Below are 12252 nucleotides of genomic sequence, written 5' to 3'. Positions count from 1 at the left end.
AGAGAGGCTGCTTTCAGAGAGCCGGACTCCGGCAAAGTGTCGGAGCCACAGGCTTCGGACACAGAAAAGCAGTAATATATACGGATGTAACAATAATAAAGGCTGCGGGCCCGAAAGAAAGAGAGGCATATATGCTGAAAACCGGAATCAGGGGAAATTATGAGATGGAGGTCACGGAGGAACAGCTCGCGGTAAATGTCGGAAGCGGCTCAGTGCATGTCTTTGCGACGCCGATGATGGTCGCCTGGATTGAGCACACGGCGGCGGCCTCTGTGGCGGCGGAGCTTCCGGAGGGAAAGACCACGGTCGGAACACTGGTCAATGTGAGCCATGTGGCGGCATCACCTGTGGGGATGAAGCTGCGCTTTGAGACAGAGCTCACGGAGATCAGTGCAAACGGGAAAATCCTGAGTTTTCAGGTCGCAGCTTACGATGAGGGAGGTCTGATCGGCGAGGGCACGCATCAGCGGGCCGTAGTGGACAGAGCCCGCTTCGAGGAGAAGGCGACTATGAAGCTGACTAAGTAAGCTCCCGACTGCGTTGAAGTGCAGTCTCCAGTGCCCTGAGCGCCTCAGGGGTGTCGACATCCGCAAGCTCCAGTGCGGAGCCCGCCGCTGCCTCTGAGACCAGCTCGGGGTATTTTTGTATGAGATGGCGTCCGCCGCAGCGATCGGGCAGCGCTGTGAGCTCGGGAAAGAGCGCCGCGGGGAAGTAAACCGGAGCACCGCGCTGTCCCTGAAAGGAGAGACAGAGGATGCGCCCGGGCTCTGCATCTGCCGCCCGGGAGAGCCGCAGCAGACTTTCCTGTGTGAGGAGGGGCTGGTCCGCGAGACAGAAGATGCAGCCGGAGAGCGGTGTCGCTTCCCGATACAGGCTGTATTGCAGGATAGTTTCCCGGACATCCGGCATACCTTCCGTCAATATTTCAATTCCGAGGCGTATCGCCTCATTTCGAAGGGGAAGCGTGTGGAGCACGGCCTCTGTGCCTGTCGCCAGGCAGTGTGCATAGATTTCCGCGTGTCGTGTGAGGACGAGACGGCGCAGGCCGGGGAGCGCCGCGCTGCTGTCCAGAATGTGTCGGAACAGCGGCTTTCCGTCGAAGTCCGCGAGCAGCTTATTTCCGCCGAAGCGCCGGCTGTTACCGGATGCCATGATGATGAGGGCCTTCTTTTCGGTACCGGGCATTTCCCACCTCCGTTTTGAGACTTTTCTGCGCGCAGGAGTCGGAAGAAACCATTTATACCTGCGCTGTCAGAGAAAGCTTAGCATAAAAAGTACGGCACAGGTAGACTGTATGGAGGATGAAATACAATACTGCACAGAAGCATAGAGAAGGCATTGCTTTTCATGCCCCCGGGGTGTTAGGATAGGAGATATAATTCTTTACATTTTATAGCAGAGGGGAGGAAAGGATGCCAGGAATTCTGATTTCAGTATTGAAGAGTCTTAAGAATCGCGCCCTGATGCTGTTTGTGTCCTTTCTCATGTTCTGCTGCGTCGCGACGGCAGGAGGCACGGAGCAGCTTGGGCGTCTGGAGTCCGTGGCGCAGTCCCTCTTCTGGCAGGCAGAGGGGGAACCTGCCTCCCTGTTTCACTCCTCGCTCCCACTGGAGAAGAAGACCGCCGCGGTAAAGACGAGCGCGCCTCTTGAGTCGCTGCTTGGTTTTGAGCGCCAGGACGTGGAACCGCATGTTTCAGAACATACCCAATATCCCCTTTCAGAGGGGCTCGCTGTACTTTTCATACTTCTGTTCTGTGGCAGCCTCACGACTGTCTTTTTCTGCTGTTTCCATGAGGGACACAGGCAGAAGATTATCTTCTTGCGGCGCATGAGCGGCCGCTATCCTCCTCTGTAGTTTCCGCAAGGGGAACTGAAGACACGTGGAGCCGTGAGTCATGGCTCAGGCTCTGTCCATTCAAACAGAGGATATTATGCCAGATTATAAAACTGAATATCTTGTTGGAATTGATGTCGGTTCGACGACGACAAAGATTGCAGCCATGGATCCGGTCTCGGAAGAGCTGGTCTGGTTTGAGTACAGAAGACACGGCGCAGCGCAGCTTCAGAGCGTTCAGAGTGCCTTGGAGCGCTGCGCCGCTGCCTTTCCGGGCGCTGCGGTACGCGTCGCGCTGGCAGGCTCCGGAGCAAAGCCCATCGCAGATCTTCTGGGTTTGCCCTTCACGCAGGAGCTTGTGGCAAATGCCGTCGCCCTGCGGCGTCTGTACTGTGAGATTGGAACGGCAATCGAGCTGGGCGGGCAGGATGCAAAGATGCTCTTCTTCCGCAGGGATGAGGCGAGCGGGGAGCTGCAGAGCTCCGACATGCGCATGAATGGAAGTTGTGCGGGTGGAACGGGTGCATTTATTGACGAGGTTGCATCCATCCTGAAGCTGCCGGTGGAGGAATTGAATGCGCTCGCGGAGCGCGGACGGAAGGTCTATGCAATCTCTGGGCGCTGCGGCGTATTTGCAAAGACAGATATACAGCCCCTCCTGAATCAGGGGGTCTCCAGAGAGGATATTGCCCTCTCTGCGTTTCATGCGATTGCAAAGCAGACCATAGGGGGGCTGGCGCAGGGGCTTGAGATACGAAAACCAGTTGTATTTGAGGGCGGCCCGCTGACCTTCAACCCGGTGCTGGTGCAGGTATTTGCGGAGCGTCTGTCGCTTGAGAGAGAAGAGATTCTCATACCGGAGCACCCGGAGCTGCTTGTGGCCTGCGGCGCTGCGCTCTCCCTCAGGGAGCTGCACCGGGAGGCGGCACTGCGCGATCCCGCTGCGCTCGCTGCGGAGCTTAAGGAGCAGCAGGGCACACTGCGGGAGCAGATGGACAGTGTGGCGCGGCCTTTTTTTGAGAGTGAGGAGGAGCAGCGCGCCTTCTCAGAGCGCCATCAGAAGGCAGCGACGCCGCAGAGAGAATTGCCGCCGGGAAGCACGGTTCGTGCCTATCTTGGCATTGACTCCGGTTCCACTACGACGAAGTTTGTGCTATTAGCGGAGGACGAGGAGCTGCTGGACAGCTTCTATGCTCCGAATGGCGGCGCTCCGCTGGAGCTCATGCAGAAGGCGCTCTCTGCGTTGAAGCGGCGCTATGAGGAGAGGGGAGTGGAGCTTCAGATCCTTGCTGCGGGAAGCACGGGCTATGGAGAGTTTCTGCTGCAGCGCGCCTTTGACCTTGAATGTCACTGTGTCGAGACTGTGGCACATGCGCGGGCGGCGGAAAAATATGTGAAGGACGCGAGCTTCATTCTGGATATTGGCGGGCAGGATATGAAGGCCATATGGCTGGATCACGGCGTCATTACCAATATCGTGGTAAATGAGGCCTGCTCCTCGGGCTGCGGCTCCTTTCTGGAGAATTTTGCCGCTTCCCTTCATATTCCGGTGGAGCAGATCGCGGATGCGGCATTTTCCTCCGCAAAGCCGGCGCAGCTCGGAAGCCGCTGCACAGTGTTCATGAATTCCAGCATCATTACGGAGCAGAGAAACGGAAAGCTCCCCGGAGATATTATGGCAGGGCTCTGCCGCTCTATCATAGAAAATGTATTTACCAAGGTGATACGCATCTCCAATCTTAGCTCACTCGGCGAGCGCATCGTGGTGCAGGGCGGAACCTTTGAAAACGACGCGGTGCTCCGCGCGATGGAGCAGTATGTCGGCAGAGAGGTGGTGCGCGCGCCCTATCCTGGTCTTATGGGGGCAATCGGCGCGGCGCTTCTCACGAAGGAGCAGTGTGAGGCGGCGGGCGCCGGGAGACAGAGAAGCTTCATCGGTCTTGATGGAGTGGAGCGTTTTTCCTACACGCGAGAGGCGGATATCCCCTGTCCCTTCTGCGAAAACCACTGCCGCCGCACGGTGCTGCGCTTCTCAGACGGGCGCAGCTGGGTCACCAATAACCGCTGCGAGTGGGGAGAGCTGCTTGGAGACCCGCGCGAGGAGGCAGTGCGCAAAGAGCTTAAGGAGCGGGAGAGCAGGCAAAGAGCAGTTCCAAATCTCTTTCAGACGAGAAATCAGCTTCTCTTCCGGGAGTACCGGGGGCCCGTGCCGCGGCAGAAGCGGAATATCACCATAGGACTGCCGCGCGTACTTGCCTTCTGGGACACCATGCCCTTCTGGTCCAGCTTCTTCAGGAGCCTCGGCTTTCGCGTCGTGATGTCTCCGATGAGCACGCGGGAGATGTATGAGGAGGGGCTTAAGGCGGTTCCCTCCGATACGGTGTGCTTTCCTGCAAAGCTTGTGCACGGGCATATCCGCGCGCTTTCGAAGCTCGGTGCAGACCGCATCTTCATGCCCTCCGTGACAGTGCGGCCCAGTGAGAATACGGAGAAGCAGAGCGTATCCATGTGCGCGGTGGTGAAGGGCTATCCCATTGTGATACGAAACTCCGACAATCCGGAGGAGCAGTTCGGCATTCCGCTGGATGCGCCGCTCTTTCACTGGTATACGGATGCGGACAGAGAGCGCCAGCTGCGCCACTATATGCGGGAGCAGTACGGCGTGGGGGCTGTAGAGCTTCGCCGCGCGATCCGGGCCGGAGATCGCGCACAGAGAGAGTTTCGTGGCATACTGAGAGCCGAGGGTGCGCGGGTGCGCGCTCTCGTCAGGGAGCAGGGGGGCTATGCTGTTGTGCTGGCGGCGCGTCCCTATCAGGGAGATCCGCTCGTGAACCATGCGCTGCCGGAGCTCTTTACCGGCATGGGTATCCCGGTACTCACAGCGGATTCGCTCGGGGCAGAAGCAGAGACAGAGCTTTGCAGGAGCCGCATCGACATCGTGAATAATTACCACGCGCGTATGCTCTCCTCTGCGATGCTGGCGGCGCGCAGCGAGGAGCTGGAGTATGTGCAGACCGTGAGCTTCGGCTGCGGTCACGACGCCTACCTCTCCGATGAGATTGTGCGGGTGATGCGGGAGATATCCGGAAAGACGCCGCTTATCTTAAAGCTTGACGAGAGCGATGCACAGGGGCCGCTTCGCATACGCGTGCGCTCCTTCGTGGAGACTGTGCGGATGAAGCGGGAGCGCGGTGCGGCGAAGCGTCCTGTCCGCGCACTGTCGGATCCCTACGCGCTGAAGTTTACAGAGAAGGATGCAGAGGCGCGCGTGGTGCTGGTGCCGAATACGAGCCACGCTTTCAGCCGTGTTATGGCGGCGGCCATGAGCACGCAGGGCCTCTGCGCCGTCCCGATGGAGCTTGGCGGAGAGGAGGCTATACGCCTCGGAAAACGTTATGTTCATAACGACATCTGTTTTCCGGCGCAGATCGTGATCGGTGAGGCGCTTTCAGCACTGCGCAGCGGACGCTACAATCCGAAGCGCACCGCGATCGCCATGGGGAAATATCTCGGAGACTGCCGTCTGACGCACTACAGCGCGCTGCTTCGCAAGGCGCTGGATGACGCGGGCTTTTCGGAGGTCGCGATACTCACAAACGACACGGAGGATATGCATCACATCCATCCGGGCTTCAGGATGAATTTAAAGACCTCTGCGATCATTGCCTTCGCACTTCCTATGATTGACGCACTGGCGGAGCTTCTGCACAAAATACGTCCCTATGAGCGCTATGCGGGCAGTGCGGACCGCGCCTATCAGCGCGGCCTGAACTTCATCATCCGCGGTATTGAGGAGGAGAGCATACGGGGAGCGGAGCGCGGCTTCCGCCGGGCCATTGAGATCATGAATATGCTGGAGTACGACCGCTCCAAAGAGCGGCCGAAAGTGCTCATTGTCGGGGAGTATCTCCTGAACTTCCATCCCGGCGCGAACCGGGAGATCGAGCGTTATCTCGAGAGAAACGGCTTCGAGATCATAGAGGCAAAGATGACAGATGTGATTCAGAAGACCTACTTTTACAGGGACGCGCAGAATAAGGAGTACCGACTCAGAAAGGGTATGCTTGAGAAGGGGCTGCTGCATGTTGCGAACAGTGTCTTTGAGCGGGCACATGAGCTGACCGACCGCATCGCCTCCGCACATCCGCTCTACGAGAGGGCCACGCGGCTTCACGAGCTGGTGCGGCGCAGCGATCCGGTGATTCACCACAGCTTTGATGCGGGAGAGGGTGTGCTGATTCCCGGGGAGATTCTCCATCACGCAGAGCAAGGATGCAGGAATTTCCTCATTCTTCAGCCCTTTGGCTGCCTGCCGAACCACATCGTCGGACGGGGCATCATGAAGAAGCTTAAGGAGATGTATCCCGAGGCGCAGATACTTGCGCTGGATTACGACCCGGATATCAGCATGGCAAATATCGAGAATCGTTTACAGCTGCTCATTATGAATGCCGCAGCGGCGCAGGCAGCGGAGCAGCGCGCGGCAGAGAGACGGGGCAGCACAGTGCGCCCGACAGAGGGAGCGCACGCCGGCGGCAGCATGCGGGAGCCCAGCCGGCCGCTCGGAGCCTCCGCCGCCTTTATGGCATACAGAGATACAGGAGAGCTGAAGCTGATGTAAAATTTGAGATGGCATACAGCAGTGCCCCGGGCGTTATCCTCGCCCGGGGCACTGTTACCAGGATGCGCCTGACGGCGCAGTCTGTGTTTGTGGATCAGCCCTCCTTCAATGATTCGTATTTTTTTACAACCTCATCGTAGAATTCCTGCTCGATGGAGGAGAGGGAGGCGTTCTTTCTTGTGATAATGCCGAAGCTCAGGTGCTCCGTGCAGTGCAGGAGAGGAATCGAGACTACATGGTACAGATTGCTCTGCCCCGAGAACTCGGAGATACCTATGGTGAAAAAGGTTGTTGAGGAGATGAGGCGCATCTGCTCCTGCCGGTCGCATACATAGATGATTTTCTGGGAGTCGTTCAGATCTATCAGTCCGCTGCCTGTCGCAATGTGGTAGATGAAGTCCTCGTACTGCCCCTCATAGCGCACAAAGCCGTAGTTTCTGAGCTCGCCAACATCCAGCGCGAAGCGGTTCTGTCCGGCGAGCACGGGGTGATTTTTGGAGAGACAGACATAGGGACGGAAGGTCGCGAGCGGCCGCAGCGTCAGGTTCTTGTCCGCGAGGTTTCGGAGCGTCAGCTCGCTGTCGGTGGTGGAGTAGTGGATCACACCGATGGTGGAGCGGCCGTCGGCGACATCATCCACGACATTGGTCAGCGCGTCCTCGCGCAGGTGGTAGTTGATGTGCTCTGCCTCCTGATGGCGGCGGCATATCTCATTGAAGCACTCCGAGGTATGAGAGAAGCGGGTCATACTGACATTGAGGCGGGACTGGACAGAGACGGTCTGCGTGACAAAGTGGTTCAGCTTCGCCATCTCCCGCAGTATGATCTCGCAGTGCTCCAGATAATCTGCGCCCTCCGGGGTGAGACGTGTGCCGCGGCTCGTGCGCTGAAAGAGCGTGAAGCCGCACTCCTCCTCCGTGGTTTTCAAAATATGACTGAGCTGCGGCTGAGAGATGAACATCGCCTTTGCCGCGTGATTAATGGAGCCCCATTTTGCGATTGCAACGATATATTTGATATTATTTGCATCCATAGGAAACCCTCCGCTGATAGCTATATCATACTACAAAAACCGCTGCAGTAGTAGGTTAAAGCAGCGCGATAGAGCACGTTCCCACACATGAAGGAAGGCGCATGCAGGGAAAGTCCTTCGGGCACTGTAATCCTCAGAGGCTGTGTTTCTACAGGCACTCTATCAGTGTGGTGAATAGCTCATATATATAGAACAAATTACTGGATTGTATTCCTCTGTGTTATAATTTAATGGTAAATATGTATAAAGCCTGTGCGCAGAGCACAGAAGGAGGGGATATGGGGCAGGAGATTCAGAAGGCGTTGGATGAGGCCTGGCTTAAGGGACGGAGTGTGCTGATCGAGGGAAAGGTTGCGGACTATATACCGGAGCTCGCAAAGGCGGATTCTTCCAATCTTGGCTGCTGTATCATGAAGACAGACGGCACGATGTATAAAATCGGTGATTATAATATTCCCTTCACCATGCAGAGCATCGCGAAGACCTTTGCGCTGATTCTCGCGCTTCAGACCGCGGGCTACGACAAGGTTTTCAGCAAGGTCGGCATGGAGCCGACAGGAGATCGCTTTGACAGCATATTGCAGCTGGAGCTGAAGGACTGGCGGCCCTTTAATCCCATGATCAATGCAGGCGCTATCGTCACGACGGACTGCATCGACGCGGAGCAGCCCTTTGATGCCTTTTTGAATCTGGTCAGAAAGCTCTGCGGGGACCAGAGCATCTTCCTGAACGAGGCAGTGTATCAGTCGGAGAAACGCACAGGGACCAGAAATCGCTCCATCGCCTATCTGCTGAAGAGTGATCATGTGCTGGACAAGGAGCCGGAGGAGGTTCTGGATGTCTACTTCCGCATGTGCTCGGTCATGGCGACAGCAAAGCAGCTCGCGCATTTTGCGATGATACTCTCCAATAAGGGGATAGACCCGAAGACGGAGGAGCGTCTGCTTGACGCGGATATCGTGCGCATTGTGATAGCACTCATGATGCTCTGCGGCATGTATGATGAGTCGGGAGAGTATGCGGTAAAGGTTGGCCTGCCCTCAAAGAGCGGCGTGGGAGGCGGCATTGTCGCGGTCGGGCCGGATGGCACCGGCATCGGCACCTTCGGCCCCATGCTGAATAAGAAGGGCAACAGTGTCGGCGGAGAGAAGATGCTTCAGTATCTCTCCGACAGGTTGAAGCTTCATATCTTCGCCTGAGCAACAGAGCAGTTTAATCGAATCTTCATTATTTTCGCCTGTGTAAGGCGCTGTCCTTGTGCTATAATGGGTAACAATCATGTACACCTGTTATTCAGTATGAGGACAGCGCTTTTTCGTTCGATGGAGGGATGGTTTTATGTGTGGAATTGTCGGTTATGTCGGCAGTCAGCAGGCTGCCCCGATTCTCTTAAACGGCCTTAAAAAGCTTGAATACCGCGGCTACGACTCCGCCGGAATTGCCGTGCGGGACGGAGACAGCGACGCAGTTGTAATCAAGGCGACCGGAAGGCTCCATGTGCTTTCGGACAAGACAGATGGCGGCCATGCAGTGCGCGGCTGCTGCGGCATCAGTCACACCCGCTGGGCTACGCACGGTGCTCCCTCCGAGAGCAACGCGCATCCGCACAGCTCCATGGACGGAAACGTCGTCGCAGTGCACAACGGTATCTTTGAAAATTACCGCGAGATACGCGAGAAGCTTCTCCGGAACGGCTATACCTTCTACTCCCAGACCGACACAGAGGCGATTGTGAACCTCATTGACTATTATTACAAGAAATACAAGATGGGACCCATCGACGCGGTGGCAAAGACGATGGTTCGTGTCCGCGGCTCCTACGCGCTGGTCGTGATGTTCCGCGACTATCCGAATGAGATCTATATCGCTCGCAAAGACGCACCGCTCATGGTGGGGCTCGGTGAGGGCGAGAACTTCATTGCCTCCGATGCGACCGCCACCTTAAACTACACCAGAAAGGTCTGCTACATCGACAATCTGGAGATGGGACGGGTCACCGCTGACAAGGTCGAGTTCTACGATCTGAACGGCGACATCGTGGAGAAGACTCCGGTGGAGATCGACTGGGACCGTGAGGCTTCCGAGAAGGGCGGTTACGAGCACTTCATGATGAAGGAGATTCAGGAGCAGCCGAAGGTGCTCCGCGACACCCTGCATGCCTATATAAAGGGCGATCCCGAAAAGGAGGATTCCCTCCTCTCTGTGGATCTTGAGAAGACAGGGCTCACGGAGGATTTCATCCGCAGTCTCGACCAGATTTGTATCATCGGCTGCGGCTCCGCCTACCACGTCGGTGTCGCCGCACAGTATGTGATCGAGGATTTCTCGAGACTTCCGGTGCGCATTGAGCTCGCCTCCGAGTACCGCTACCGGAATCCTGTGATCAGTAAAAACGCGCTGGCAGTGATTATCAGCCAGTCAGGCGAGACAGCAGACAGTCTCGCAGCGCTCCGCGAGGCGAAGGCAAACGGTATCCCGACCTTTGCGATCGTAAACGTCGTGGGAAGCTCCATTGCCCGCGAGGCGGATCATGTGCTCTACACCTATGCGGGGCCGGAGATCGCTGTCGCGACGACCAAGGCCTATTCCGCACAGCTCATCGGCGCCTATCTGCTTGCAATCGGTCTTGCCACTGCGACCGGGAGGATGGATGAGCACAGAGCTTCCGAGCTCCTGCATGAGCTGGAGACCCTTCCGGGCAAAGTACAGAAGATTCTGGAGGACAAGGAGCGCATTCAGTGGTTTGCCTCCAAGTATGCAAACACGAAGGATGTCTTCTTTATCGGCCGCGGCATCGACTACGCGATCTCCCTTGAGGGCAGTCTCAAGATGAAGGAGATCAGCTACATCCACTCCGAGGCCTATGCCGCCGGGGAGCTGAAGCACGGCACGATAAGCCTTATCGAGGAGGGCACGCTGGTGATCGGCATACTCACCCAGTCCGAGCTCTACGAGAAGACGCTCTCGAACCTCGTCGAGGTGAAGAGCCGCGGCGCCTATCTCATGGGCCTCACCACTGCCGGCAACTTTGATATCGAGGACACGGTGAATTTCTCCGTCTTTGTCCCGAAGACGGACGAGCACTTCGCAGATTCGCTCGCGGTGATCCCGCTGCAGCTTCTCGGTTATTACATGGCAGTGACCAAGGGGCTGGATGTCGATAAGCCCAGAAACCTCGCGAAGTCCGTCACGGTCGAGTAAGGACGCAGCCGGGCTGAAACAAAAAATGCATCGCTGCGCGCAAGTTTTGGTTTGAAATAAAAACCACCCTGAAAGGAATCCCGATCGCAGCTGTCTGATTGGAGATTCCGGTCAAGGTGGTTTTTTTTTGCAGTATTGCTGTTTTTAGCCGATGCCGCCCATCATTGCTCCGGCAATCAATGCTATCAGCGCGGCGGTGCAGTAAATATATTTGCCGAGGGGATAGAACCAGTCACCGATCGGCTTGCTCCCGGCTTTGCGCCCCTGCTCGACAGAGCTGAGCGCAGTCTCTTTGCGAAGCACCCAGAAGAACATGATGCCTGCCAGCAGCGCGCCCAGAGGGCAGATATAGATGGAGACAAGATCCATCCACTGAGATGTCCAAGGCTGAATGAGAAGTGCCACAACGCCGCCGATCCCGCCGATGAGAGCTACGGAAGGGATTCGCTTCATGTTCAGCTTCTCCTGCAGGAATGCCACCGGAGCCTCATACAGATTGATGATGGAGCTGACACCGGCGAAGAGTACACAGATATAGAAGATCATTCCGACGATACGTCCACCCGGCATGCTGTTGAACACATTGACCAGATATACGAACATCAGACCGGGGCCGCCGCCGACATCCTTGATCCCTTCACCCAGGACAACTGCCATGGAGGGAATGATCACAAGAGCGGCAAGCAGTGCGGCAATGGTATCAAATACGGCCACATTGCGCGCGGAGAAGGGCAGATCCTCATCCTTTGGCAGATAGGATCCGTAAATGACGGAGCCGTTTCCGGCGACGGACAGGGAAAAGAATGCCTGACCGAAGGCATAGATCCATACCTCAGGGCTGGCAAGACTGGCGGGCTTCAGCGTGAAGATATATTTGTAGCCCTCCATTGCGCCGTTCAAGGTGCAGACATAAAAGCCAAGGCAGACAAAGAGACCGAACAACAACGGCATCATGATCTTGTTGGCTTTTTCAATGCCGCTGGAGATTCCCTTTGCCATGATGGCAAGAGAAGCAATCAGTCCGATTAGCAGCCATACGCCGTTGCCCACGCCGAAGATTCCGCTGCCGACAATCATGCCGACGGCCTCACCCAGCGTTGCAGCCTCCGGTGCGGCAGCGCCGAAGGTTCCGCCAATAGCGCCCATATCCGTACCCAGCGCGTACAGGCTTCCGGAGATCCCCATCCAGCAGTACTTGAAAATCCAGCTCATTACAACGGTATAACCGATGGCGAGCATCATGGAGCCCAGGATGGGCAGCGCACCGATCAGCTCGCCGATCTTGCGGTTGTCCATGCGCTCTTTCGTGCACATGCCAAAGGAACCGACAGGACCCGCACCGGCGCGGCGGCCGAGGGCAAATTCCTCGATCACGCCGGTGGAACCGATTAAAACAACAAAAAGAAAATAAGGAATTAAGAAGCTCATGCCGCCAAACTTTTGTACCATAATGGGGAAACGCCAGATATTGCCCATGCCAACAGCAGAACCAATACAGGCCAGAATAAACCCCCACTTGCTTTGAAAGCCGTCGCGTGTCTCGAGAGTCTGATTACCCATGT

General features: G+C 56.7%; 8 protein-coding genes. 5 read left to right on the top strand and 3 right to left on the bottom strand.

Annotated elements, in window-relative coordinates:
* Nucleotides 1–131: 131 nt before the first annotated feature.
* The gene (locus J2S20_RS00635; protein WP_106612468.1) at nucleotides 132–527 is read left to right on the top strand and encodes a thioesterase family protein; all 396 of its coding nucleotides are present in this window, start codon (nucleotides 132–134) and stop codon (nucleotides 525–527) included.
* Here the strand turns inward: J2S20_RS00635 and J2S20_RS00630 are convergent.
* A complete protein-coding gene (locus J2S20_RS00630) occupies nucleotides 520–1185 on the bottom strand; it encodes a nucleotidyltransferase family protein (protein WP_307251944.1) in 666 nt (221 codons plus the stop codon). The genes J2S20_RS00635 and J2S20_RS00630 overlap by 8 nt on opposite strands.
* A gap of 227 nt (nucleotides 1186–1412) precedes the next feature.
* Here J2S20_RS00630 and J2S20_RS00625 point away from each other — a divergent pair, with 227 nt between their 5' ends.
* Both J2S20_RS00625 and J2S20_RS00620 read left to right on the top strand, forming a co-directional pair.
* Nucleotides 1413–1856 (top strand): hypothetical protein, encoded by a 444-nt coding sequence (locus J2S20_RS00625; RefSeq protein ID WP_106612454.1) that lies wholly within the window; start codon nucleotides 1413–1415, stop codon nucleotides 1854–1856.
* Nucleotides 1857–1932: 76 nt separating this feature from the next.
* Nucleotides 1933–6456, top strand: coding sequence for an acyl-CoA dehydratase activase (locus J2S20_RS00620; RefSeq protein WP_106612467.1), 4524 nt, complete (start codon nucleotides 1933–1935; stop codon nucleotides 6454–6456).
* A 94-nt stretch (nucleotides 6457–6550) separates the two neighbouring features.
* Here the strand turns inward: J2S20_RS00620 and J2S20_RS00615 are convergent, their stop codons facing one another.
* Entirely contained in the window at nucleotides 6551–7489 is a 939-nt protein-coding gene (locus tag J2S20_RS00615; RefSeq protein ID WP_106612453.1) for a LysR family transcriptional regulator, read from the bottom strand.
* 278 nt (nucleotides 7490–7767) lie between these two features.
* Here J2S20_RS00615 and glsA point away from each other — a divergent pair, with 278 nt between their 5' ends.
* The gene (glsA, locus tag J2S20_RS00610) at nucleotides 7768–8688 is read left to right on the top strand and encodes a glutaminase A (protein ID WP_307251933.1); all 921 of its coding nucleotides are present in this window, start codon (nucleotides 7768–7770) and stop codon (nucleotides 8686–8688) included.
* A 139-nt stretch (nucleotides 8689–8827) separates the two neighbouring features.
* Complete coding sequence (gene glmS, locus J2S20_RS00605; protein WP_106612451.1) at nucleotides 8828–10690, top strand: glutamine--fructose-6-phosphate transaminase (isomerizing); 1863 nt, start codon at nucleotides 8828–8830, stop codon at nucleotides 10688–10690.
* A gap of 144 nt (nucleotides 10691–10834) precedes the next feature.
* Here the strand turns inward: glmS and J2S20_RS00600 are convergent, their stop codons facing one another.
* Nucleotides 10835–12250 (bottom strand): sodium-dependent transporter, encoded by a 1416-nt coding sequence (locus J2S20_RS00600; RefSeq protein ID WP_307251928.1) that lies wholly within the window; start codon nucleotides 12248–12250, stop codon nucleotides 10835–10837.
* Nucleotides 12251–12252: the final 2 nt, after the last annotated feature.

The sequence above is a fragment of the Moryella indoligenes genome, from assembly GCF_030812885.1.
Taxonomy (GTDB): Bacteria; Bacillota; Clostridia; order Lachnospirales; family Lachnospiraceae; genus Moryella; species Moryella indoligenes.
Note: the sequence above shows the minus strand (reverse complement) of the source record. Positions and strands in the feature narration are given on the sequence as shown.